At 67.9% G+C, this 24,073-nt stretch carries 24 protein-coding genes; 4 read left to right on the top strand and 20 right to left on the bottom strand.

Annotated features, from left to right (window positions below; all coding sequences use genetic code 11):
* Nucleotides 1–53 precede the first annotated feature (53 nt).
* From OK349_RS07865 to groES, 5 genes are all read right to left on the bottom strand, one after another.
* A complete protein-coding gene (locus OK349_RS07865; RefSeq protein ID WP_265117262.1) occupies nucleotides 54–1,106 on the bottom strand; it encodes a GNAT family N-acetyltransferase in 1,053 nt (350 codons plus the stop codon).
* Nucleotides 1,103–1,993, bottom strand: a complete 891-nt coding sequence (locus OK349_RS07860) for a cupin-like domain-containing protein (protein ID WP_265117261.1) — start codon at nucleotides 1,991–1,993, stop codon at nucleotides 1,103–1,105. The genes OK349_RS07865 and OK349_RS07860 overlap by 4 nt, the downstream gene beginning before the upstream one ends.
* On the bottom strand, nucleotides 1,990–3,177 hold the full coding sequence (locus tag OK349_RS07855; RefSeq protein ID WP_265117260.1) for a GNAT family N-acetyltransferase: 1,188 nt from the start codon (nucleotides 3,175–3,177) through the stop codon (nucleotides 1,990–1,992). The genes OK349_RS07860 and OK349_RS07855 overlap by 4 nt, the downstream gene beginning before the upstream one ends.
* Before the next feature lie 121 nt (nucleotides 3,178–3,298).
* A complete protein-coding gene (groL, locus tag OK349_RS07850; RefSeq protein WP_265117259.1) occupies nucleotides 3,299–4,936 on the bottom strand; it encodes a chaperonin GroEL in 1,638 nt (545 codons plus the stop codon).
* Between the two features lie 62 nt (nucleotides 4,937–4,998).
* Nucleotides 4,999–5,286, bottom strand: coding sequence for a co-chaperone GroES (groES, locus tag OK349_RS07845; protein ID WP_265117258.1), 288 nt, complete (start codon nucleotides 5,284–5,286; stop codon nucleotides 4,999–5,001).
* A gap of 251 nt (nucleotides 5,287–5,537) precedes the next feature.
* On the opposite strand from groES, the gene sppA reads away from it, so the two are divergent.
* From sppA to OK349_RS07830, 3 genes are all read left to right on the top strand, one after another.
* A complete protein-coding gene (gene sppA, locus OK349_RS07840) occupies nucleotides 5,538–7,439 on the top strand; it encodes a signal peptide peptidase SppA (protein WP_265117257.1) in 1,902 nt (633 codons plus the stop codon).
* Nucleotides 7,436–7,993, top strand: a complete 558-nt coding sequence (locus OK349_RS07835) for a GNAT family N-acetyltransferase (RefSeq protein WP_265117256.1) — start codon at nucleotides 7,436–7,438, stop codon at nucleotides 7,991–7,993. The genes sppA and OK349_RS07835 overlap by 4 nt, the downstream gene beginning before the upstream one ends.
* A gap of 70 nt (nucleotides 7,994–8,063) precedes the next feature.
* On the top strand, nucleotides 8,064–8,450 hold the full coding sequence (locus OK349_RS07830; RefSeq protein WP_265117255.1) for a hypothetical protein: 387 nt from the start codon (nucleotides 8,064–8,066) through the stop codon (nucleotides 8,448–8,450).
* Nucleotides 8,451–8,452: 2 nt separating this feature from the next.
* On the opposite strand, the gene OK349_RS07825 is transcribed toward OK349_RS07830, so the two are convergent.
* The 10 genes from OK349_RS07825 to OK349_RS07780 all read right to left on the bottom strand — a co-directional run bounded on the left by OK349_RS07825 (nucleotide 8,453) and on the right by OK349_RS07780 (nucleotide 19,682).
* Nucleotides 8,453–9,097, bottom strand: a complete 645-nt coding sequence (locus tag OK349_RS07825; protein WP_265117254.1) for a trimeric intracellular cation channel family protein — start codon at nucleotides 9,095–9,097, stop codon at nucleotides 8,453–8,455.
* Nucleotides 9,098–9,137: 40 nt separating this feature from the next.
* Entirely contained in the window at nucleotides 9,138–10,169 is a 1,032-nt protein-coding gene (locus OK349_RS07820; protein WP_265117253.1) for a CAP domain-containing protein, read from the bottom strand.
* 105 nt (nucleotides 10,170–10,274) lie between these two features.
* Nucleotides 10,275–10,856 carry an SRPBCC family protein gene (locus OK349_RS07815; protein WP_265117252.1) on the bottom strand — a complete coding sequence of 194 codons (582 nt, stop codon included), beginning with the start codon at nucleotides 10,854–10,856 and terminating at the stop codon, nucleotides 10,275–10,277.
* Nucleotides 10,857–10,936: 80 nt separating this feature from the next.
* Nucleotides 10,937–12,331, bottom strand: coding sequence for a dihydrolipoyl dehydrogenase (gene lpdA / locus OK349_RS07810; RefSeq protein WP_265117251.1), 1,395 nt, complete (start codon nucleotides 12,329–12,331; stop codon nucleotides 10,937–10,939).
* Nucleotides 12,332–12,376: 45 nt separating this feature from the next.
* Nucleotides 12,377–13,618: a 2-oxoglutarate dehydrogenase complex dihydrolipoyllysine-residue succinyltransferase gene (odhB, locus tag OK349_RS07805; RefSeq protein WP_265117250.1), complete on the bottom strand. Its 1,242-nt coding sequence runs from the start codon at nucleotides 13,616–13,618 to the stop codon at nucleotides 12,377–12,379.
* 26 nt (nucleotides 13,619–13,644) lie between these two features.
* Nucleotides 13,645–16,608 carry a 2-oxoglutarate dehydrogenase E1 component gene (locus OK349_RS07800; RefSeq protein ID WP_265117249.1) on the bottom strand — a complete coding sequence of 988 codons (2,964 nt, stop codon included), beginning with the start codon at nucleotides 16,606–16,608 and terminating at the stop codon, nucleotides 13,645–13,647.
* A gap of 65 nt (nucleotides 16,609–16,673) precedes the next feature.
* Complete coding sequence (gene sucD, locus OK349_RS07795) at nucleotides 16,674–17,558, bottom strand: succinate--CoA ligase subunit alpha (protein ID WP_265117248.1); 885 nt, start codon at nucleotides 17,556–17,558, stop codon at nucleotides 16,674–16,676.
* A complete protein-coding gene (locus tag OK349_RS07790) occupies nucleotides 17,559–18,128 on the bottom strand; it encodes a hypothetical protein (RefSeq protein WP_265117247.1) in 570 nt (189 codons plus the stop codon).
* Entirely contained in the window at nucleotides 18,128–19,090 is a 963-nt protein-coding gene (gene mdh, locus OK349_RS07785; RefSeq protein WP_265117246.1) for a malate dehydrogenase, read from the bottom strand. Before mdh ends, OK349_RS07790 begins: the two co-directional genes overlap by 1 nt.
* A gap of 163 nt (nucleotides 19,091–19,253) precedes the next feature.
* Complete coding sequence (locus OK349_RS07780) at nucleotides 19,254–19,682, bottom strand: VOC family protein (protein WP_265117245.1); 429 nt, start codon at nucleotides 19,680–19,682, stop codon at nucleotides 19,254–19,256.
* Nucleotides 19,683–19,738: 56 nt separating this feature from the next.
* On the opposite strand from OK349_RS07780, the gene OK349_RS07775 reads away from it, so the two are divergent.
* Nucleotides 19,739–20,284, top strand: coding sequence for a winged helix-turn-helix transcriptional regulator (locus OK349_RS07775; RefSeq protein WP_265117244.1), 546 nt, complete (start codon nucleotides 19,739–19,741; stop codon nucleotides 20,282–20,284).
* A 3-nt stretch (nucleotides 20,285–20,287) separates the two neighbouring features.
* Here OK349_RS07775 and zapE read toward each other — a convergent pair whose 3' ends face one another.
* The 5 genes from zapE to OK349_RS07750 form a co-directional block, all read right to left on the bottom strand.
* Nucleotides 20,288–21,400, bottom strand: a complete 1,113-nt coding sequence (gene zapE, locus OK349_RS07770; RefSeq protein WP_265117243.1) for a cell division protein ZapE — start codon at nucleotides 21,398–21,400, stop codon at nucleotides 20,288–20,290.
* Nucleotides 21,401–21,410: 10 nt separating this feature from the next.
* Entirely contained in the window at nucleotides 21,411–21,863 is a 453-nt protein-coding gene (locus tag OK349_RS07765; RefSeq protein ID WP_265117242.1) for a PaaI family thioesterase, read from the bottom strand.
* On the bottom strand, nucleotides 21,860–22,813 hold the full coding sequence (locus OK349_RS07760) for an MBL fold metallo-hydrolase (RefSeq protein ID WP_265117241.1): 954 nt from the start codon (nucleotides 22,811–22,813) through the stop codon (nucleotides 21,860–21,862). Before OK349_RS07760 ends, OK349_RS07765 begins: the two co-directional genes overlap by 4 nt.
* The gene (locus tag OK349_RS07755) at nucleotides 22,810–23,592 is read right to left on the bottom strand and encodes a succinate dehydrogenase iron-sulfur subunit (protein ID WP_265117240.1); all 783 of its coding nucleotides are present in this window, start codon (nucleotides 23,590–23,592) and stop codon (nucleotides 22,810–22,812) included. The genes OK349_RS07760 and OK349_RS07755 overlap by 4 nt, the downstream gene beginning before the upstream one ends.
* 80 nt (nucleotides 23,593–23,672) lie before the next feature.
* Complete coding sequence (locus OK349_RS07750; protein ID WP_265117239.1) at nucleotides 23,673–23,981, bottom strand: ArsR/SmtB family transcription factor; 309 nt, start codon at nucleotides 23,979–23,981, stop codon at nucleotides 23,673–23,675.
* Nucleotides 23,982–24,073: the final 92 nt, after the last annotated feature.

The raw sequence follows: 24,073 nt of genomic DNA, 5'->3' as shown, positions 1-24,073 counted from the left end.
CGGCATGACTTGGCCAGCGTGTGTTCGATGAAAAATGGGGTTCGGTGTGCCGGTCAGCGCGTGATGCGGCGCAGCACCGCGCGGGCCGCGCGGGCCGCGCCCTGTGACAGGCCGCCGATGCTGCGCAGATTGTAGAGGCGCAGGCGATAGCGCTTGCGCCGCCGGTCCATCCACTCCGCCTTGTAGGGTTCGTCGCCATTGCCATAGTCGATCACCACCGGGCGGTCCTGGTCGAGGACATGGCGGAACATCGCCACCGAGAGTAGCGTGCCCGGCGAATGCTCGCGCTCGCTTTCGAGATAGGCGAGCTTGTGGATCGTGGCGGTGCCGTTTTCGACCGTCCAGAATTGCGCGGCGACCGGCACGCCGTCGCGCCGGGCGATGCCGAGGCGCAGCGTGCCGGCGGCGCCCTCCTGCGCGGCGGCGGCGCGGAGGAAGGCGGGCGCGCCCTCGTCCGGTTTCCAGCTCTGCGCGTAGACCGCCTCATAGGCATCCCAGGCGGCATCGTCGAAGCGGTCGAGCACTTGCGTGGTGAAGGGCGAGTTCTTGGTGCGGCGGCGGACGGTGTTGCGCAACTTGGACGGGCGGTTGGCCCAATAGGCCTCGAAATCGAGGCCGGCGGTGTCGGCGACCCAGTTTGCGGCCTCGACATGCTGCGCGGCGAGCCAGCCCTGCGCGCGGAAGGCGTGCTGGATCTGCGCGGCGGTCTCGGCTTCGAGCGGCCACAGGCTGAGCGTGTCGAAGCGGCGGCGGAGCAGGCGCGCGGCTTCGCCCAGCAGGCGGGCCTGGGCCTCGGCATCTGCGTCCGGCGTGAACAGCGGCGCAAAGGCGAGCGTGTACCAGCTGGCAAGCGCGCGGCCATGGCCGGCTCCGCAATCGCGCAGCGGCAGCCACGCCGAGGCCGTCGGCTCGTGCACCGCCGCGATCGCGAGCGGCTCGCCCGGGTAGATGTGCGCGTGAGTCAGCGCGAGCCAGTCGTGCCGGTCGTAGAATCCGGGCTGCGCCGCGCGATCGAGCGCCCCGGCCGCATCGCGCGCGAGATCGTCGAGCGAATCGAGGATTCGCACGTCGTCGCGCAGGGCGGCGAGGGGCAGCGCCGCGTTCATTGCGGCTCGGGGTTTCCGGTCAGGCGCCTCGCCTTGGCGAGCGCGCGCCAGGCATAGGCCTTGAACAGATTCTGCCCGGGATGGCGTGCCGGCATCGCCGGGTTGAGGCCCGCCTTGCGGAGCAGCCGATTGAAGGCATGGGCATCGGATTCGCGATAGCTCCATTCGGAGCGCCAAGTGACCGACAGCGACACCGAGGTGGCTGGGCCGTTCTGCACCCAGTGCGGCGCCTTGACGGGGACGTAGAGGCCTTCGCCCGGCGTAAGCTCGATCGGCTGGCCCTTGGCCAGGAATTCGTCGCGATAGGGCAGGTTGCGGTGCGCGCCGCGATGGAACTCCTCCTGCAGCGCGCCTGGCGTCAGCTCGGGATCGTCGGCGGGGAAGAGCGTCATCGTCTTGGAGCCGCGCAGCTGGAGCAGAATGTTGTGCTCGGGGTCCATGTGGAAGGGCGTCACGGCGTTGGGCGAGGAGACGAAGATGAATGCCTCGCGCTTGATCATCGCGCCGGTGCGGGCAGTTACGACCGGTTCGAGCTCGTCGAGGATCTCATCGAGCAATTGGCGGTAGACCGCGTCCTGCTCGACGAACTTGAGCACCATCCACGAGCCGTTCGCCTCAATCGAGCGGATCGACTCCGCGACCGACAGGCCATTGTGCTGGACGGTCGACGGATCGACCTCGATCGGCAGGTCGGCGAGGTTCTGCTCGACATCGACCGGGCGGATGCGCTGCGACAGCGCGACCAGCGATTCCAGCTCGAACAGTGGATGGCCGACGAGGCCATGAGCGATCTTGCCCGGCTGCTCGGGATAGAGGTTGGCGAAGCGCGCGCAGGCGTCGGCATCGAATACCGTACCGGGCACGAGGCGGGATGCGGGGGCGTTCATTCTTCGATCTCCGGGGGAGCGGACGGGCGCTGGCGGCGGGCGCGCAGCGCATCGGCGGCACGCTCGACGGCGCGGGCGGCGTGGAACAGGGCACGGCTGCGCCAGCCGGCGAAGGGGAGCGTGACGCGGACGATCGCGCGGCGCTCGCCCCACAGGCTGTCGATCATCGGATGGTCGGCGCTCGCGCAGCTATCCATCCAGGCGATGCCGGGGCGGTTGAGGATCGCGAGATTCTCCAGCTGGACCAGCACGCCGGGCGAATAGCGCGCGAATTCCTCGTCGAACGCGGTCTTGAACGAGAAGGAGCCGGGGGCGGCGAGGAAGTTGACCAGCATCGCCAGCGGGCGCTCGTCGAGGTCGAGGCGCAGCAGCTCCAGCCGGCCCGCGTCGAAGGCGCCGGTGAGGGCGTCGCGGAAGAAGGCGGCGGTGTGCGGCTGGCAGGCGAGCGCCGATCCGCTGCGGCCCTTCCAACCCGATTGCTCGAGCGCGAGATAGGTGTCGATCCAGCCGGGCAGGTCGTCGCGGTTCGTCAGGCGCGTGTTGGTGACAGCGCCCAGTTCGGCGAGGCGCGACTGGAGGCGCTTGATCTCCTTGCGCTTCTTCTTGCGGACGGTGGCTTCGTAATAGGCCTGCGGCGAGAGGGTGGTTTCGAGCAGCGCGCGTTCGATGCGGTGGACGGTGTCGCACGGGCGGCCCGCAACGGCGAGCAGGGCGCGGTGGACCGGGCCGTTCTCGACCAGGCCGGTGAGGTGGAGCAGACCGGTCGCCTGCGGATCGGCATCCAGCGTGGCGAGGATCAGCGTCCAGGCGGCCTGCTCATGACCGCGGCGGAGCAAGGGACCGCCGAGGAAGCAGTGATAGTGGAGCCAGTTCTCGACGTGGCGGATCGGCAGGCGGCCGTAGCGTGGCTTGGTCGTGAGCGGGAGCAGGCCGATCAGCTGGCCAGCGTCACGGACGGCGAGGAGGCGGCCGTCCGGGCCGGGATGGAGGTGCGCGGCACCGGCGGACACGAACCAGCGCTCGGCGAAGACATTGGGCTCGGCGGCGTTGGCGGCGAGATCGTCCCATTGCGCGGCGAAGGCGGGCGAGACCGGGCCGAGGGGCAGGAATTCGACGGGCGCGGCGATGCGTGGCGGTGGAATCGCCTGCGCTGCGCTTCTGTCGATGGCCGTCGCCGCGTTCATGACCGCTCCCACACCAGTCATCGGGCAACTAGCGGCGAAGCGTTAAATTTCGGGAAGCGGCCAAGAGAAAGGGCCGGCGGATCGCTCCGCCGGCCCTTCCTGTTTGCCTTGGTGGCGGGACTTAAAAATCCATCCCGCCCATGCCGCCGCCGGGCATCGCCGGCATCGCGGGCTTGTCTTCCGGCAGCTCGCTCACCGCCGCTTCGGTGGTGATGAGCAGGCCGGCGACCGAGGCCGCGTTCTGCAGCGCGGTGCGGACCACCTTGGTCGGGTCGATCACGCCGGCAGCCACGAGGTTCTCGTACACGTCGGTCGCGGCGTTGAAGCCGAACGAGGTGTCGGTCTGGTCGAGCAGCTTGCCCGACACGACCGCGCCGTCGTGGCCGGCATTCTGCGCGATCTGGCGAACCAGCGAGGTCAGCGACTTGCGGACGATGTCCACGCCGCGAGTCTGGTCCTCGTTCTCGCCCTGGAGGCCGTCGAGCGCCTTGGTCGCATAGAGCAAAGCCGTGCCGCCACCGGGGACGATACCCTCTTCGACGGCCGCGCGCGTTGCGTGCAGCGCGTCGTCGACGCGGTCCTTGCGCTCCTTGACCTCGACTTCCGAAGCGCCGCCGACCTTGATCACGGCGACGCCGCCGGCCAGCTTCGCCAGACGCTCCTGGAGCTTCTCGCGGTCATAGTCCGAAGTGGTGACTTCGATCTGCTGGCGGATCGCGTCGGTGCGGCCCTTGATCGCGTCATGCTCACCGGCGCCATCGACGATGGTGGTGTTGTCCTTGTCGATCGTGACGCGCTTGGCGGTGCCGAGCATGCCGAGCGTGACGCTCTCGAGCTTGATGCCGAGATCCTCGCTGATCACCTCGCCCTTGGTCAGGACGGCGATGTCCTCGAGCATCGCCTTGCGGCGATCGCCGAAGCCCGGCGCCTTGACCGCCGCGACCTTGAGGCCGCCGCGCAGCTTGTTCACCACGAGCGTGGCCAGCGCCTCGCCCTCGATGTCCTCGGCGATGATCAGGAGCGGGCGGCCCGACTGTACCACGGCCTCGAGGATCGGCAGCATCGCCTGGAGCGACGACAGCTTCTTCTCGTGGATCAGGATGTACGGATCGGTGAGCTCGACCGCCATCTTCTCGGGGTTGGTGATGAAGTACGGGCTGAGGTAGCCGCGGTCGAACTGCATGCCCTCGACGACGTCGAGCTCGAACTCGAGACCCTTCGCCTCTTCGACGGTGATCACGCCTTCCTTGCCGACCTTCTCCATCGCTTCCGCGATCTTCTCGCCGACTTCGCGGTCGCCATTGGCCGAGATGATGCCGACCTGGGCGATCTCGTTCGAACCGCTGACGGCCTTCGAGCGCGCCTTGACGTCCTCGACGACCTTGGTGACGGCGAGATCGATGCCGCGCTTGAGGTCCATCGGGTTCATGCCGGCGGCGACCGACTTCATGCCCTCGCGCACGATCGCCTGGGCGAGCACGGTCGCGGTGGTGGTGCCGTCACCGGCGATGTCGTTGGTCTTCGAGGCCACTTCGCGCACCATCTGCGCGCCCATGTTCTCGAACTTGTCCTTGAGCTCGATCTCCTTGGCGACGGTGACGCCGTCCTTGGTGATGCGCGGCGCGCCGAAGCTCTTGTCGATCACGACGTTGCGGCCCTTGGGCCCCAGCGTGACCTTCACCGCGTCGGCGAGGATGTCCACGCCCTTGAGAATGCGCTCGCGCGCGTCGCGCGAGAATTTGACGTCCTTGGCTGCCATGTGACTGCCCTTTCAAAAACTGGAAGTTGACGAAGTGACACGAATGACGGGTTGTCAGGCGGTCAGCCGATGATCCCGAGAATGTCCGATTCCTTCATGATCAGCAGGTCTTCGCCGTTGACCTTGACCTCGGTGCCCGACCATTTGCCGAACAGGATGCGGTCGCCCGCCTTGACGTCGAGCGGGGTCACCTTGCCATCCTCGGCCTTGGCGCCCGAGCCGGCGGCGACGACTTCGCCCTCCTGCGGCTTTTCCTGGGCGGTGTCGGGGATGATGATGCCGCCGGCGGTCTTGGCCTCGGCCTCGACGCGGCGAACGAGCACGCGGTCGTGCAGCGGACGGAAGTTCATGGAGCGCTCCTGAACAGTGGTTGATAGCGTTGTTGGCACTCCCCTGAAGCGAGTGCCAGCGGCTGGCATATGGATGTACCTCGGGGCGCCGTCAACGGGTCTGCGGCGGGGCGGGCGAAAGAATCAGTCGGAGGAGAAGAGCGGCTCCCGCCCACCTCTGTGTTGCTTTGGTAACACAGGGCGGTTAGGGGTTGCTCCGAGGCCCTGCCTGTGCGTCAAGGGACGCGGGGCAATCCGAGGAGCACAAGCAAGTGAAACTGGTTCGCGGCGCATGGAAGCTGCTGGTTGGCATCAAGGACGCGCTGGTCCTGCTGTTCATGCTGCTGTTCTTCATCGCGCTGTTCGCGATCCTGTCCGCCCGGCCCAATCCGGCGGCGGTGCGCGACGGAGCGCTGGTGCTCAACATCGATGGCATGATCGTCGAGCAGCCGAGCGAGGCCGATCCGTTCGCCGCGCTGGGCGGCAACGAGGGCCCCCGTGAGTATCGCATGCGCGACCTGGTGCGTGCGCTCGACGCCGCCAAGGGCGACAGCCGCGTCAAGGCGGTGGTGCTCGATCTCGACCGGTTCATGGGCGGCTATCCGGCGGCGGTCGCCGAAGTCGGCGAGGCCGTGGCGCGGGTGCGCGCGGCGGGCAAGCCGGTGCTGGCCTATGCCACCGGCTATACCGACAGCGGCTATCTGCTGGCCGCCAATGCGAGCGAGGTCTGGGTCAACCCGCTGGGCGGCACGCTGTTCACGGGCCCAGGCGGATCGCGCCTCTATTACAAGGGGCTGATCGACAAGCTCGGCGTCACCACGCACGTCTACAAGGTCGGCAAGTTCAAGTCGGCGGTCGAGCCATATATCCTGACCGGCCAGTCGCCCGAGGCGCGCGAGGCCAACGAAGCGCTCTATGGCGCGATCTTCGGCCAGTGGCAGGAGGCGGTGGCCAAGGCGCGGCCCAAGGCGCGGATTCGCGAGACGATCACGCAGCCCGATATGGTGGTCGCGGCCGCCAACGGCGACATCGCGCTCGCCAACGAGCGGATGGGGCTGATCGACAAGCGCGGCGACCGGCTGGCGTTCGGCAAGCGCGTCGCCGAGATCGCAGGCGCCGATGCGGGCAAGCCGGCGGGCAACTTCAAGGCGATCAAGCTCGCCAACTGGCTCGAGGCCAACCCCGCGCCCAAGACTGGCGACGCGGTCGGCGTGATCACTGTCGCGGGCGAGATCGTCGACGGCAAGGCTGGCCCGGGCACCGCGGGCGGCGACACCGTCTCGGCGCTGCTGCTCAAGGGGCTGGCCGAGAAGAAATTGAAAGCGCTGGTCGTGCGCGTCGACTCGCCGGGCGGTTCGGCGCTGGCATCCGAGCGCATCCGCCAGGCGATCCTCCAGGCCAAGGCGCAGGGGCTGCCGGTGGTGGTCTCGATGGGCAGCCTCGCCGCGTCGGGCGGCTATTGGGTGTCGACCCCGGGCGACGTGATCTTCGCCGAGCCCAACACGATCACCGGATCGATCGGCATCTTCGGCATCATACCGACCTTCGAGAACACGCTCGCCAAGATCGGCGTGACCAGCGACGGGGTGAAGACCACGCCGCTGACCAGCCAGCCCGATTTCTACGCCGGCACGAACGAGGTGACCGACCGCATCCTGCAATCGGGCATCGAGCAGGGCTATCGCCGCTTCGTCGGCCTCGTGTCGCAGTCGCGCAAGCTGACGCCGCAGCGGGTGGACGAGATCGGCCAGGGCCGGGTGTGGGACGGCGGCACCGCGCGCCAGCTCGGGCTGGTCGACCGGTTCGGCAATCTCTCCGATGCGGTCGCGGAGGCGGCGAAGCGCGCCAAGCTCGATCCCGCCAAGGTCCATGCGGTGTATCTCGAGAAGCAGCCGAGCTGGTTCGAGCAGCTGCTGGCGGGCTTTGCCGCGGGCAGCGGCGAGGAAGAGGACGAGGAGGCGGCTCCGGCCGAGAGCGGCGGCGACATCTATGCCCGCATCGCGGCCGAGCGGCGCGCGGTGTTCGGCCAGGCGCTGGGCGACGCCAAGCGGCTGGCGACGGGCTCGTCGATGCAGGCGCGCTGCCTGGAATGCGGGGCGTTCGGCCCGGCGGCAGCGACGATGCGCGCGGATGCCCGGCTGATCGACCTCGTGCTCGCGAGGATCGGCCTGTGATCCAGCTTCGCGCCGCCGAGCCCGCCGACGCCGCAGCGATCGCCGCGATCTATGCACCCTATGTGCTGACCGGCACGGTGAGCTTCGAGTTCGATCCGCCCGACGCGCGGCAGATGCGCAGCCGGATGGAGTCCTCCGACGGCCTCTATCCGTGGATCGTGGCGACCAATGGCGAGGGCAAGGGCGTGCTCGGCTATGCCTATGCCACGCGCTTCCGCGAGCGCGCCGCCTATCGCTATGTCGTCGAGACTTCGGTCTATGTCGCCGGCGCGGTGCAGGGGCAGGGGATCGGGCGGCTGCTGTACGAGGCGCTGGTCGACACGCTGCGTGCGCAGGGCTTCACCCAGGCGGTCAGCGTAATCTCGCTGCCCAACGACAATTCGATCCGCGCGCACGAACAGGTCGGCTTCCGCCGCGCCGGCCAGCTGCGCGAGATCGGGTTCAAGGAGGGGCGCTGGATCGACATCGGCATCTGGCAGTGCGAGCTCAACGATGCGGTGACGCCGCCGGTCGAGCCCAAGCCGTTCAGCGAAGTCGGCGTGGTGCGCGACTGACGGCGCGCATCGCCATTCTTTCCACGTTAAGAATGACTTGGTAGCGGTAGCGCGCTAAGCTTGGCGCGCCATGCAGACTCCCCTCACGCACCGGATCGTGGTTGACCGCCCGCGCAAGCTGGTGATCGTCGAGGTGCATGCGATCCTCTCGCCAGAGGATGCCGGTTGGGTGGGCGAGGAATTGCGCGCCGCGATCCGGACGTTCGGGGACGAGGTCGGCCAGCATGTGACGCTGTATGACGTGAGCGGCGTGGCGGCGGTGCCGACGGCGACGATCGACATGCTGATGCATACCTTCGACAATCCGGCGGTGCGCGCGCTCTGGGCGCGCAAGGTCGCGTTCGTCGTGACGAATGCGACGGGACGGATGCAGGTCAAGCGCCTCCAGAAGGTGCGGCCCGATTTCGGCATCTTCGGGGTACGCGAGGAAGCGGTCGCGTGGCTGCTGGAGCCCTAGACCTAGCGCTTGCCGCGATAGGCGGGCAGCTTGATCTTCCATACGATCGCGGCGGCGCGCAGCGCGAAACCGGCGGCGGCGGCGATCACCGCGGCGGCCAATAGCGGCAGCCCGGCAAGCGTCAGTAGGATGTAGAGGCCCGAGGCGAGCGCGGCGGCGGTGACGTAGAGCTCGGGCCGCATCAGGATCGAGGGCTCGCCCGCCAGCACGTCGCGGATGATGCCGCCGCAGCAGGCGGTGAGCACGCCCATCAGCGCGGCGGGCACGGGCGGGATGCCGAAGCTCAGCGCCTTGGCCGCGCCGAACACGGCATAGGCGGCGAGGCCGAGCGCATCGAGCCAATCGAGCGCCGCGCCGTGCCACCAGCGCTGCGGCGTGATCCAGATGACCAGCGCGACGCCGAGGCAGATCGCGGCGACATAGGGGTGGTGCGTCCACCACACCGGCGCGCCGATCAAGAGGTCGCGGATCGTGCCGCCGCCGACCCCGGTGATCAGCGCGAAGAAGGCGGCGGTAACGAGAGTCTGGCCGCGTCCCGCCGCCGCCAGCGCGCCGGTGGCGGCGAACACGGCGATGCCGAACAGGTCGAGCCAGGGCAGGACGTTGCCGAGCTGGGCCAGAGCGAGAGGTGCGGCAGGCGGAGTCATCGCCTCCGTCTAGCCGAGGGCGTGGCGGCGATGAAGCTGGTTAGGGCACGATCCGGAAATTGTAGGTGTAGGTCGCCTGCGGGGCGCTGCGCACGCCGGCGATCGTCACGGTATAGCTGGTGTTGGCGGCGAGGCCGGTGACGCGCCACTGGATGTTGTTGGCGATGCCGTAGCCGTCATTGTCGCGCGTGATGTTGGTGACCGGCAGGTCGCCCGAGGGACCGCGAACCGTGACGGTGGCGGCGGAGAAATCGACCGACCGATCGGCGCCGTTGTTGGTGCTGCTGGGGATGACCGAGAAGGATAGATAATCGGTCAGCGCGAAATAACGCGCGGGATAGTCGCCCTGCGGGAAGCCGACGAACGGCGGGACGATCGAGGGGGCGGGGCCGGCGGTCGCGAAGCTGAACACGCGCATCGATGCGGTGGTGGCGCGGCGGCCATCGGGCAGCAGCCCCGAGACGCGGCCGTACGAGGTCTTGCGCAGGAACGGGTGGAGGATCCAGCGGCGATGGCCGAGCGAGGCGGTGCCGCCCTCGCGCAGCCAGCCGGCGAGCAGATCGTCCTCGCTGTCGAAACCGAGGCCGGTGCCCCAGCCGCCGATCAGGTTGCTCGCCCCCGCCCCGGCCGCGCCGCCGCTGGTGTAGCAGCGCCAGCTGGTCGGCGGGGTGTGGCTGAGCGCGACGTTGGCCGCCATCATCAGCGAGGATTCGGCCTGCTGGACGTCCTCGTCGGTCGAATAGACGACGGGCGCCAAGCCGTGGCGCGCGCGGATCTCGTTGAGGCGAGCGAGGAACTCGGCTCCGACCGCGGCCTTGAGCGTGCCGGCGCGGCACCCGGCGATGTCGGGCTGGACGTCGTAATAGCCGGCGACGCCCGCCCAGCTGGTTGGTAGCGGCGATGCGGAGGGTGAGGGGCTGGGACCCGGCGTCGGGGCCGGCGACGTCGGGGTCGGCGTGGGGGTGACGACCACGCCGCTGCCCCCACCACCCCCTCCGCCTCCGCCACCGCCGCAGCCGGCGAGGAACAGGGCAAGGGTGAGGACGGGAAGGGCGTGGACGTGACTGCGCATCAGCGCAGAACGCGCCGGTTCGTCGCGGGGGTCCAGGTTAGCGCACCGCTAACCGCGTTTCCCCCTCGTTTCCCCCGCACGATGCCGCCGGATCATCGCTGCCGGCTAACCGGCGGCCTTTGCGAGCTTCTTGGGCCAGTCGACGGGGCCGTGGACGAAACGATCGCGCAGTGCCTCGAGCGACATGCGGTTGCCCTGGCGGAAGAAACCGAGCAGCGCGTCACCCGCCGCGCCCGCCGGATAGTTGACGCTACTCAGGCGAATCCGAGTCTGCTTGCCGTTGATTGCCTCGATCTCGAAAAAGCTGGTGACGCCGAGATAGGCTTTGCCATGCGGGAAGCCGGCGGGCACGCGCGTGGTGCGATAGACGAGGATGCGGCCGGGCAGGCGAGCGATGAAGCGGTTGACGATGTTCGTCGCATCGCCCGGTTTCGCGGTGAGGCTGTACGCGGTCTCAATCGCATCCGGATCGGCGGGATCGCTCCATGCGCTGGGGACGGCCCAGCTTTTCCAGCCCTCCACGGTTGCAACGGCAGTCCAGACCTGATCGGCCGGCGCAGGGACGATCAGCGCGTGCATGAGCGTGCGCGAGCCGTCGGCCTCGACCTTGATGCTCTCGGTGACCTGCGCGGTAGCGGAGAGAGGCAGAAGGCACAGGGCGAGGAGGAAAGCGATCAGGCGAAGCATGGCCGAGTCCTTTCGGAGGCGATGCTCGCACAGAACAGCTCTTTCGTCACCCCGGCCCTGTGCCGGGGTGATGAATGCGATCAGATATGGATCGGCTTGCCGGTCACCGCCATCGCCGCTTCCTTGATCGCTTCGCTGTGCGTCGGGTGGGCGTGGCAGGTATAGGCGATGTCCTCGCTGGTCGCGCCGAACTCCATCGCCTGCGCGGCCTGGGCGATCATCGTGCCGGCAACGCTGGTGATGATCCACACGCCGAGCACGCGATCGGTCTTGGCGTCGGCGATGACCTTCACGAAGCCGTCGGGCTCGTGGTTGGTCTTGGCGCGGCTGTTGCCGGCCATCGGGAACTTGCCGACCTTGACCTCGCCGCGGCTCTTGGCGGCTTCCTCGGTGAGGCCGACGCCCGCGATCTCGGGCATGGTGTAGACCACCGAGGGGATCACGTCGTGGTTCACGATGCCGGTGAGGCCGGCGATGTTCTCGGCCACCGCGATGCCCTCGTCCTCGGCCTTGTGCGCGAGCATCGGCCCGGGGATGACGTCGCCGATCGCCCAGATGCCGGGGACCGAGGTCTTGAAGCTGTGGTCGGTCTCGATCTGGCCGCGCTGGTTGGTCGCGAGGCCGGCGGCTTCGAGGTTCAGGCCATCGGTATTCGGCTTGCGGCCGATCGATACGAGGACGTTGTCGGCCTCGATCGTCTCGGCAGCGCCGCCTGCGGCGGGCTCGATCGTGACCGTCGCCTTCTTGCCCTTGACCGCGACGCCGGTGACCTTGGTGCTCGTCTTGAACTCCATGCCCTGCTTCTTGAACAGGCGCGCGGCTTCCTTGCGCACATCGGCGTCGAAGCCGGGCAGGATCTGGTCGAGATATTCAATGACGGTGACCTTGGCGCCGACGCGGCGCCACACGCTGCCGAGCTCGAGCCCGATCACGCCGCCGCCGATGACGACGAGATGCCCGGGAACCTTGGCCAGCTCGAGCGCGCCGGTGCTGTCGACGACGACCTTCTGGTCGATCTCGACGCCGGGAAGCGGGGTGACCGACGAGCCGGTGGCGATGACGATGTTCTTCGCGCGGACCTCACGGTCGCCGACCTTGACGCTGTCCTTGCCGGTGAACGCGGCATAGCCCTTGAGCCACTCGACCTTGTTCTTCTTGAACAGGAACTCGATGCCGCCGGTCAGGCCCTTGACCGCGTCGAGGCGCTGCGCGTGCATCGCCTCGAGGTCGAGCTCGACCTTGCCGAGCTTGACGCCGAGCTTGGCGAGCGCGCCGCCCGCGGCTTCCTCGTACAGTTCGGACGCGTGGAGCAGCGCCTTGGACGGGATGCAGCCGACGTTGAGGCAGGTGCCGCCGAGCGTCTCGCGCCCTTCGGCGCAGGCGGTCTTGAGGCCGAGCTGCGCCGCGCGGATCGCGGCGACATAGCCGCCGGGCCCGGAACCGATCACGAGGACGTCGAAGTCGTATTCAGCCATTTCTTGCTCCGTTCGTCCGCGTGATGTGGGACGTGCTCGGGAAAATTACAGGTCGATCAACAGGCGCGTCGGGTCCTCGATCGCGTTCTTGAGCGCGACGAGGAAGGTCACCGCTTCGCGGCCGTCGACCAGGCGATGGTCGTAGCTGAGCGCGAGATACATCATCGGGCGGATGACGATCTGGCCGTCGCGGACCACGGCGCGGTCCTCGATGCGGTGGAGACCCAGCACCGCCGACTGCGGCGGGTTGATGATCGGGGTGGACATCAGCGAGCCGAACACGCCGCCGTTGGAGATGGTGAAGGTGCCGCCCTTCATCTCCTCCATCTTGAGCGTGCCGTCCTTGGCCCGCTTGCCGAAGTCGCCGATCGTGCGCTCGACCTGGGCGACCGACATCTGGTCGGCGTCACGGATGACGGGAACGACCAGGCCCTGCGGCGCGGAGACCGCGACCGAGATGTCGGCGTAATCGTGGTAGACGATCTCCTCGCCGTCGATCTGGGCGTTGACCGCGGGGATGTCTTTGAGAGCCTGGCACGCGGCCTTCACGAAGAAGCCCATGAAGCCGAGGCGGACGCCGTGCTTCTTCTCGAACAGGTCCTTGTACTTGGCGCGCGCCTCCATGACGGCGGTCATGTCGACGTCGTTGAAGGTGGTGAGCAAAGCAGCGGTGTTCTGCGCGTCCTTGAGGCGGCGGGCGACGGTCTGGCGCAGGCGCGTCATGCGCACGCGCTCTTCCTTGCGGCCGCCGGTGGATGGGGCAGCAGCAGGGGCGGCCGCCGGAGCCGGAGCGGGAGTGGCAGCAGGCGCTTCGCTCTTGGCGTTGGCGGCGGCGACCACGTCCTCCTTGGTGATGCGGCCGTCCTTGCCGGTGCCCTGCACGGTCGAGGGATCGACGCCATGTTCGAGGATCGCGCGGCGCACCGACGGCGAGAGCGCGGCGGCCTCGACCTCCTGCGTGGCCTCGGCCGGTGCGGGAGCGGGGGCAGGCGTCGGGGCCGGGGCAGCGGCCGCAGGCGCTTCGGCCTTGGGAGCGGCGGCCGCGCCATCGCCAGCTTCGATCGTGCCGATCATCGCGCCGACATTGACGGTGTCGCCGACCTTCGCGGCATGCGCGCCCATCACACCGGCGGCGGGGGCTGGCACCTCGACCGAGACCTTGTCGGTCTCGAGGCTCGCGACTGGCTCATCGGCGGCGACGGGATCGCCCGGCTGCTTGAGCCATTCGCCAATGGTCGCTTCGGTGATCGATTCGCCCAGCACGGGGACGAGGATTTCGGTGGCCATCGTTCAGTCCTTCCTGGGGAGCGTGTTCAAGCCCCGGCCTTGCCGGCGGTCTTCTTGTCTTCGGTCTTGCGCGTGCGGCGAATCTCCTCGCGCACGCTGTGGCCGAGCGCGTCGGCGACCAGCGCGCCCTGCTCGGCCTGGTGACGCTTCATCAGGCCGGTGGCGGGCGACGCCGCCGCGGCGCGGCCGGCATAGCGCGGGCGCTGCGGCTTGATTCCTGCCTCGACCATGCATGCCTCGATATAGGGTTCGACGAAGAACCAGTAGCCGTTGTTCTTCGGCTCCTCCTGCGCCCACACCACTTCCTCGACATTGGTCATGCGCTCGAGGCGCTTGACCAGCGGCTCGCCGGGGAAGGGATATAGCTGCTCGACGCGGACGATCGCGGTATTCTTGTCGCCCGCCGCGTCGCGCGCCTCGATCAGGTCGTACGCGACCTTGCCGGTGCACAGCACGACGCGCTTCACGTCCTTGTCGGCCGGGGCCGAGGGATCGGAGAGGATGCGCCGGAAATGCGTGTCGCCGAGGAAGTCCTCGGTCTTCGACACCGCCAGCTTGTGGCGGAGCAGCGACTTGGGGGTCATGATCACGAGCGGCTTGCGGAAGTTGCGGTGCATCTGCCGACGCAGCAGGTGGAAGTAATTGGCCGGGGTGGTGCAGTTCGCGACCTGCATGTTGTCGCCCGCGCACGATTGCAGGAAGCGCTCGGGACGCGCCGAGCTGTGCTCGGGCCCCTGGCCTTCATAGCCATGCGGGAGCAGCATCACGAGGCCGTTGGCGCGCAGCCACTTGGCCTCGCCCGCCGAGATGAACTGGTCGATCATGATCTGCGCGCCGTTGACGAAGTCGCCGAACTGCGCCTCCCACAGCACCAAAGTCTTGGGATCGGCGAGCGCATAGCCGTACTCGAAGCCGAGCACGCCATATTCGCTCAAGGGGCTGTCGAGCACCTCGAAGCGGCCGTGCGGGATCTCGTCGAGCGGCACGTATTTGTGCTCGTCGGTCTGGTCGACCCAGACGGCGTGGCGCTGGGAGAAGGTGCCGCGGCCCGAATCCTGGCCCGACAGGCGCACGCCATAGCCTTCGGAGAGCAGCGCGCCGAAGGCGAGCGCCTCGCCGGTCGCCCAGTCGAAATTCTCGCCCGACTTGAACATCGCCGCCTTGGCATCGAGCACGCGGCCGAGCGTCTTGTGGATCGCCAGCCCCTCGGGGACGGTGGTCAGCGTGCGGCCGAGGCTGTCGAAGAGCTTCTTGTCGATGCCCGTCTCGACGTTGCGGCGCGCGGTCTCGGCGTCGACCGGCGCGCCGAGGCCCTGCCAGCGGCCGCCGAACCAGTCGGCCTTGTTCGCCTTGTAGGTGGCGCCCGCGGTGAACTCGTCCTCGAGATGCGCGGTGAACTCGGCGACCTTGGCCGGCGCGAAGCTGCCGTCGATCACGCCCTCGCCCTCAAGGCGCTTGGCATAGATATCGGCGACCCCGGGATGGCCTTTGATCTTGGCGTACATCAGCGGCTGGGTGAACGAGGGCTCGTCGCCTTCGTTATGGCCGAAGCGGCGATAGCACCACATGTCGATGACGATGTCGCGCTTGAAGGTCTGGCGGAACTCGATCGCCATCTTGCAGGCGAAGGTCACCGCCTCGGGATCGTCGCCGTTGACGTGGAAGATCGGCGCCTGGACGCCCTTGGCGACGTCCGAGGGGTAGGGCGAGGAGCGCGCGAATTGCGGGCTTGTCGTGAAGCCGATCTGGTTGTTGATGATGAAATGGACGCAGCCGCCGGTATTGTAGCCGCGGATACCGGAGAAGCCGAGGCACTCCCACACGATACCCTGGCCGGCAAACGCCGCGTCGCCATGGATCAGCACGGGCAGGACCTGCTCATGCTCTTCCAAGTCATTGCGGTTGGTCTGCTGCGCGCGGACCTTGCCGAGCACGACCGGATCGACCGCCTCGAGGTGCGAGGGGTTGGCGACCAGCGACATATGGACGTTGATGCCGTCGAACTCGCGGTCGGTGCTGGTGCCGAGGTGATACTTCACGTCGCCCGAGCCGCCGATGTCGTCGGGATTGGCCGAGCCGCCGGCGAATTCGTGGAAGATCACGTGATAGGGCTTGGCCATCACCGTGCCGAGCATGTTGAGCCGGCCGCGATGCGCCATGCCGTAGACGATCTCGCGCACGCCCTGCGCGCCGCCATATTTGATGATCGCTTCCATCGCCGGGATCATCGACTCGCCGCCGTCGAGGCCGAAGCGCTTGGTGCCGACATATTTGCGGCCCAGGAACTTCTCCCACTGCTCGGCTTCGATGACCTTGCCGAGGATCGCCTTCTTGCCCTCGGGCGTGAACTCGATCGCCTTGTCCTTGCCCTCCATGCGGTCCTGCAGGAAGCGGCGCTCCTCGACATCGGCGATGTGCATGTATTCGAGGCCGACATTGCCGCAATAATTGCGGCGCAGGATCTCGACCAGCTCGCGGATCGTCGCCTTTTCCAGCCCCATCGTGCCGCCGAGATAGATCGGACGGTCGAGATCGGCGGCGGTGAAGCCGTGATATTCGGGGGTGAGGTCGGCGGGCAGCTCCTGCTTGGAGAGGCCGAGCGGGTCGAGATTCGCGGCGAGGTGCCCGCGCACGCGATAGGTGCGGATCAGCAGCATCGCGCGAATAGAGTCGTTCGCGGCGCGCGCGATGTCGGCCGAGGACGCTGCCGGCGCGGCGGCCGGTGCCGGGGTACCGGGCTTCGCCGGCTTGGGCGCGGGCTCCATCTGCGTCGGATCGAGCGCCGCGGTGAGCGCGTCGGTCTCGGTCGGCGGCCAGTTGGGACGCTCCCAGCTCGGGCCGTTGACTGTGCCCTCGAGCCCGTCGAACCACTGGCGCCAGCCGGCTTCGACCGAGGCGGGGTCCGCCTTCCACTTGGCGTACAGCGTCTCGACGAACGCCGGGCTTACGCCCCCGGCGATCTCCGCGAAATCCAGGCCCTCAGCGCCCATTGCAGTCGTCCTTCCCGCCGGATCGTCCGGCGCGGCGGAACGCCCTTGCGTCCCGCCCTAACCAGTTAGCCCTTCAACACCTCGACCAGCGTCGAGCCGAGCTCGCTCGGGCTCGGCGAGACGCGGATGCCCGCAGCCTCCATCGCCGCGATCTTGTCCTCGGCGCCGCCTTGGCCGCCCGAGACGATCGCGCCGGCATGGCCCATGCGGCGGCCCGGCGGCGCTGTGCGGCCGGCGATGAAGCCGACCATCGGCTTCTTGCGGCCGCGCTTCGCCTCGTCCTGCAGGAACTGCGCAGCTTCCTCTTCGGCCGAGCCGCCGATCTCGCCGATCATGATGATCGACTTGGTCGCCTCGTCGGCCAGGAACAGCTCAAGCACGTCGATGAAGTTGGTGCCGTTGACGGGGTCGCCGCCGATGCCGACCGCGGTGGTCTGGCCAAGGCCCGCATTGGTGGTCTGGAACACGGCTTCATAGGTAAGCGTGCCCGAGCGCGAAACAACGCCCACCGAACCTTCGGAGAAGATGCTGCCCGGCATGATGCCGATCTTGCACTGGTTCGGCGTCAGCACGCCGGGGCAGTTCGGGCCGATCAGGCGGGTCTTGGAACCGGTGAGGGCGCGCTTGACCTTGACCATGTCGAGCACCGGAATGCCCTCGGTAATGCACACCACCAGCGGCACCTCGGCGTCGATCGCCTCGAGGATCGAGTCGGCGGCAAAGGGCGGCGGGACGTAGATCACCGAGGCGTCGGCGCCGGTCTTGCTCACGGCTTCGGCGACGGTGTCGAACACGGGCAGGCCGATATGCTCGGTGCCGCCCTTGCCGGGCGTGACGCCGCCGACCATCTGCGTGCCGTACGCCAGCGCCTGCTGGGTGTGGAAGGTGCCGGTGTCGCCGGTCATCCCCTGGGTGATGACCTTGGTGTTACGGTCGATCAGAATCGACATTCAGAACCCTCCGATTGATTGGCTGACTAGGATCAGCCCCTGGATGCCATAGGAAGCGCCGAGCGGGTGGCCGCGCGGCACGTAGGTGATTTCGAGGCTGACGCCCGGCTGCCACGGCTCCCAGCGCCGCTTGCTCGCCTCGCCATTGGCCTGAACGCTGGTGGGCGCGGTTCCGACCCAGGCGTCGAGCGTCTCGCGCGACGGAACTGCGGGGGCGTCGAGATCATAGACGCGGCAGCCATTGGCCCAACCGCCCTTGGCGGTCTCGATCCGGCTTGTGGCCAGCCACACGTCGCGGCCGTCGAAGCGCTGGCGGAACATCTGGCCGGAGACCTTCGCCTGCGGCTCGGCCTTGCGCATCGCGTCGCGGCCCTTGGCGACGATCGCGGTGACCCGCGGATCGGCCTGCGCTTCGGCGACCTCGGTCCAGCCCGCAGCGGTCGCCGCGGCGCCGACGCCGTCGAACTTCTGCACGTCGAAGCACGCCGCCTTGAACGCGCCGAACAACGGCGACGGCGCAGGCGAGGCCTGCGCCGATCCGATCAGCAGCAAGGCGGCAAGCGCCGGCATCAGCCGAGCGAGCTGTCGATGCCCTTGCAGGCGACCAGCAGTTCCTTGACCGCGTCGACCGAGACCTGGAGGTTGGCCTTGGCCTCGTCGCCGAGCTTGATCTCGATCACCTTCTCGACGCCCGCGGCGCCGATGATGATCGGCACGCCAACATAGAGGTCGTCCACGCCATACTGGCCGGTGAGGTGCGCCGCGGCGGGCAGGACGCGCTTCTGGTCGTAGAGATAGCTCTCGGCCATGGCGATCGCCGAGGTGGCAGGGGCGTAGAAGGCCGAGCCGGTCTTGAGCAGCGCGACGATCTCGCCGCCGCCGCCGCGGGTGCGCTTGACGATCTCGTCGATGCGCTCCTTCGTCGAGAAGCCCATCTCGATCAGGTCGGTGACGGGGATGCCCGAAACGGTCGAATATTCGAGCACCGGCACCATCGTGTCGCCATGGCCGCCGAGCACGAACGAGTTGACGTCCTTGACCGAGACCTTGAACTCGTCGGCGAGGAAGTGGCTGAAACGGGCCGAGTCCAGCACGCCGGCCATGCCGACCACCTTCTGGTGCGGAAGGCCCGAGAATTCGCGCAGCGCCCACACCATCGCGTCGAGCGGATTGGTGATGCAGATGACGAAGGCGTCGGGCGCGTTGGCGGCGATGCCCTCGCCGACCGCCTTCATGACCTTCAAGTTGATGCCGAGCAGGTCGTCGCGGCTCATGCCCGGCTTGCGGGCGACGCCGGCGGTGACGATGATGACGTCCGCGCCCGCGATGTCGGCATAGTCGTTGGTGCCGGTGATCGTCGCGTCGAAGCCCTCGACCGGGCCGCACTGCGAAAGATCGAGCGCCTTGCCCTGGGGAACGCCCTCGACCACGTCGAACAGGACGATGTCGCCGAGGCCCTTGAGCGCGGCGAGGTGGGCGAGCGTGCCGCCGATGTTGCCGGCGCCGATGAGCGCGATCTTCTTGCGGGCCAAATGAACCTCCCTAGACGTGGTTGGGCGGCTCTGGACTCACGGTTGGCCGCAGGGAACGGCCGCGCCTTAGGCGCTTTGGGACCCTGCGGCAACCGTCGAATCGCGGCTTGTCAAGGAAATCTTTGCACTTGCGAATTAGTTGCAATAGAGAGATTTTCTGGGTCTAGCCGGACGCGCCGTCGCCCGATATGTCCTGATAGAACATCAGCGTGTTCCCATCGGGATCGTAAAAGGTGAGCAGCCGGACCATCTCCGGAATGTCGAGGATCGGCCCGTCCTGGCGCACCTTCGCGGCGTCGAGCGCGGCCTTGGCGGCATCGATGTCGACGACGCCGAAGGTGAGTGTGGCGCCGCCCGGGCCGCCCGCGCTCTCGACCTGCGACAGGCCGACATTGACGCGCGCCACGTCGCTCTCGAGCTCGCACCAGGCGAGGTCGTCGCGGCGGTAGAGCAGCCGCATGCCGAGAATGTCGGTGTACCAGGGGATCGCCTTGTCGAGGCTGGTGACCCCGATCGAGCAGGTGAGGCCACCGTCATAGGCGATGCGCGGAGTGGTGGGGGCCGCGGCTTCGGTGATCGTTGAGCTTGCCATCTCGTCCTCCCGAATCTATGGTTCCATTTATATAGTAGGTTGCGAGATGGTCAAGGGTGAACGATCCGGTCTTGTCGAGTGAGGCGCTGCGGCTGCTGACGGCGAGCCGCTGGGCGATTCCGGTGCTGGCGCTGCTCAGCCGTGAGCAGGGATCGCGCTTCGCGGTGATCGAGCGGCGCTTCGGTCTGTCGCGGCACAGCCTGACGCGCACGCTTGCCTATCTGCGCGAACAGGGCTGGGTGACGCCCAATCCCGGTTACGGCCATCCGCTGCGGCCCGAATATGTGCTGACCGATGCCGGGCGGGTGCTGGGCGCGGCGTGCGAGCGGATCGAGGATGCGCGGACGCGGCTGGGGCTCGATGCGCCCGACCTTTCGCGCTGGACGCTGCCGGTGGCGGCGCGGCTGGGCGCCGACTGGACGCGTTTCGGTGCGCTACAGGCGCGGCTCGAGCCGGTCACGCCGCGCGCGCTGTCGCTGACGCTGCAGCAGATGATCGGGCAGGACCTGGTGCAGCGAAGGCTGGAGGACCGGTTCCCGCCGGTGCCGCTTTATGGGCTGACCGGGCGGGGGGAGGAACTGGCGGTGGCGATGGCGGGCTGAGCCTCAGCCGGCGCTGCCATGCCCCTGCGCCAGATACTCTTCCGACTGCATTTCCATCAGGCGGCTCACCGTCCGCTCGAACTCGAACTTGCCGTCGCCTTCGCGGTAGAGGTCCGTCGGCGTCGCGTCGGCCATCGCGAGCAGCTTGACCTTGTGCTCGTAGAGCGCGTCGATCAGCGTGACGAAGCGCGCGGCTTCGTTGCGGTTCTCGGGCCCGAGGCGCGGGATGCCGACCAGGATCACGGTGTGGTAGCGGCGCGCGATGGCGAGATAGTCGGCGGCGCCGCGCGCCTCGCCGCACAGCCGCTTGAACGAGAAGACCGCGACGCCCTTGAGGCTCTTGGGCACGTGCAGCGTGCGGCCCTGCACCGCGATGTCCTCCGATGGCACGTTGGCGCGGTCCTCGACCGGATAGTCGGTGAGGCGGAAGAAGGCGGCGGAGAGCGTCGCGGTGTTAGCCGGGTTGTTGGGGACGAGCCAGGTGTCCATCCGGCCGAGCCGGTCGCGGCGATAGTCGGTCGGGCCGTTCAACGGCACGATGTCGAGCTTGTCCTTCAAGAGCGCGATGAAGGGCAGGAAGGAGTCGCGCTGGAGCCCATCCTTGTAGAGATCGTCGGGCGGGCGGTTCGAGGTCGCGACCACCGTCAGCCCCTCGGCCATCATCGCGGTGAACAGGCGGCTGAGGATCATCGCGTCGGCGGCGTTGTTGATCACCATCTCGTCGAAGGCGAGCAGGCGGATGTCCTCGGTCAGCGCCTTGGCGACGGGCACGATCGGGTCGCCGGTCTCCTTCTTGCGCTCTTCGGCGATGCGGGCGTGGACCTCGATCATGAACTCGTGGAAATGGACGCGGCGCTTGCGGCCGATCTTCACGCTGGCGAAGAACAGGTCCATCAGCATCGACTTGCCGCGCCCGACGCCGCCCCAGAGGTAGACACCCATCGGCGCCTCGGGCGCGCGGCGGGCGAGGCGCCACAGCACGCTGCCCTTGCGCGGTCCTTGCTCGAGCTCGCGCGCGAGCTGTTCGAGGCGGCGCGCGGCGGCCGCCTGGTCGGGATCGCGGCGCAATTCGCCGGCGGCGACGAGCGCCTCGTAGCGGACAAGGACCTGAGTCACGGCCGATCGTTCATGGTTGGGGCGAGGATTTGCGCACGGTGCCGGAAAAGCTGGCGAGGACGTTGGCCTCCTGCTTCACGAGGCCGCGCATGAACAGCATGCGGCCGGTCTCGCGCAGCAGCTCGACCTCGGCGACGATCGGCTCGCCAATGCGGCTGCTGTCGATGAACTGCGCCGACAGGTCGAGCGTCACCGCGCCGCCCGCCGAGAGCACGCCGAAGCTGCGCGCGGCGGCGAACAGCGCGACGTCCATGAAGCCGAGCAGGGCGCCGCCATGGGTGGAATCGCGCAGGTTGGAATGTTCGCGGCCGGGGACCATGCGGACCAGCGCCTTGCCGTCCTCGATCCGGGTCAGGATCGGGCCGAGAAAGGCATTGAAGCGCGTCGAATCGCGCAGCTCCCAGCGTTTCCAGCCGGGGTGGTCGGGATCGTCGGTGTAGGTGAAATGCGGCTCTTCGCTCATGCCGCACAGTTCTTGTCGAGCTCGCCGCTGCGGATGCGGCCGACATAATAATCGGCCATGGTGAGGATGCGCAGCTTGTCCGCCGGCGGCGTGCTGTGCGCTGTCTGGCTGTCGTACCAGGCGGCGGTGCAATAGCTCGGCTTCTGCGTGCCGCGCGCGCAATCGAGGAAGGCGGCGAAGGCTTGCTTCCACTCGATGAACGAGGCTTGGCTCATAAGCCCGCCATGTCCGGGAACCAGCGTCGCGAAGGGCGTCGCGGCGATCGCATCGAGCGCCTTCAGCCAGCCATCGGGGCAGGCGGTATCGAGGAAGGGCACGGGATCGGTCACCAGATCGCCCGCAACGAGAACGCGGCTTTGCGGATCGTAGAGCCACACGTCGCCTGCGGTGGCGGCGTTGCGGGTCAGATGGAGTTCGACCTTGCGCCCGCCCGCGTCGATCGTGGCGTTGCCGCGCACCACGTTGTCGGGCCGCAGTTCGTTGCCGCGGGCAAAGGTCGCGAGATCGCCGCGAACTTCGCTTGCCATCGGCTCGGGGATTTTGCCGGCTTCGAGCGCGGGGCGGGCGGAATCGGCGCTGCGCTTGAGGAAGCCGGTGAGCGCGCCGTCGATCGCGTCGCTCGCCGAGACGCGAACGTTGGGATGCTTGGCCTTAAGCGTCAGGTTGCCGCTGACATGATCGAGATGCCAGTGGGTGTTGACGATCCGCACCAGCGGCTTGCCGCGGGCGGCGATCGCCGCCTCGATCTTTGCGGTGTGGCTGGCGTGACGGCCAGTATCGACGAGCAACAACCCGTCCGGTCCTTCGATCAGCACCGAATTGCCGTCGGGCTGGCGGCCCGGCTCGAACCCGCCCTCGATCAGCCAGATGCCAGGCACGACCGGCTTTTCCTCCGCAGCCGCGGGCGCCGCGCACAGGACGAGCAAGGCGAAGGCGGCGCGCGCGATCAAACGATGCGCTCGGCTTCCATCTTCTTGATCTCCGCGATCGCCTTGGCGGGCGAGAGGCCCTTGGGGCAGACGTTCGCGCAGTTCATGATCGTGTGGCAGCGATAGAGGCGGAACGGATCCTCGAGCTCGTCGAGCCGTTCGCCGGTCGCCTCGTCGCGGCTGTCGGCGAGCCAGCGATAGGCCTGGAGCAGGATTGCCGGGCCGAGGAAGCGGTCACTATTCCACCAGTAGCTCGGGCACGAGGTCGAGCAGCAGGCGCACAGGATGCACTCGTACAGGCCGTCGAGCTTGTTGCGGTCCTCGGGCGACTGGAGGCGCTCCTTGCCCGAGGGCGCGGGGCTCACCGTCTTCAGCCAGGGCTGGATCGAGGCATATTGCGCGTAGAAGTGCGTGAAGTCGGGGACCAGGTCCTTGATCACGTCCATCGCCGGGAGCGGGGTGATACGGATGTCGCCCTTGATGTCCTCGATCGCGGTGGTGCAGGCGAGGCCGTTCTTGCCATCCATGTTCATCGAGCAGGAGCCGCAAATGCCTTCGCGGCACGAACGGCGGAAGGTCAGGCTCGGGTCGACTTCCGACTTGATCTTGATCAGCGCGTCGAGAACCATCGGCCCGCAATCGTCGAGATCGATCGTGAAATCGTCGTAGCGCGGATTCTCGCCCGAGTCGGGATCGTAGCGATAGATGGTGAAGGTCCGCGCGCGGCGCGCGCCTGCCGGGGCCGGGTGGCTCTTGCCCTTCTTGATCCTGCTGTTCTTGGGAAGGACGAAATCAGCCATTCGGAAGGTCCCTGCGCGAGTATTTCGCTGCGCGGGCTATGACTTTCGCAAACGCAGCGCAACCCCGTTCGCCGCCGCGATCAGCGCTTGTTGGCGAGGATCGAGTCGAGAAGCCCCGGAAACCGCGCGTCGAAGTCCGCGCGGCGCAGGCGGTTGATCCGCTCGCGACCCTCGGCGCTGGTCTCGATCAGCCCGGCGGCGCGCAGCACGTTGAAGTGATTCGACAGCGTGCTCTTGGGGATACCCGTGGTCGGGCATGACGCAGTGGAATTGAGGCAGGGGCATTCGACCAGCTTGGCGACGATATCGAGCCGCACCGGATCGGCGAGCGCATGCAGCGCCGCTGCCAGGCTCACGTCCTTGAGGTCGGGATGCACCAAGCGATCCATTTGACGGATATAGAAACACTTCGTCGTTTCCATAGTTCGGAAACATTGAACTATATTTGCCGCTTCCCAAGTTGCGCTTCGTCCCGGCAGCC

The sequence above is a fragment of the Sphingomonas sp. BT-65 genome (genome assembly GCF_026107375.2).
In the GTDB taxonomy this organism is placed as follows: domain Bacteria; phylum Pseudomonadota; class Alphaproteobacteria; order Sphingomonadales; family Sphingomonadaceae; genus Sphingomonas.
Note: the sequence above shows the minus strand (reverse complement) of the source record. Positions and strands in the feature narration are given on the sequence as shown.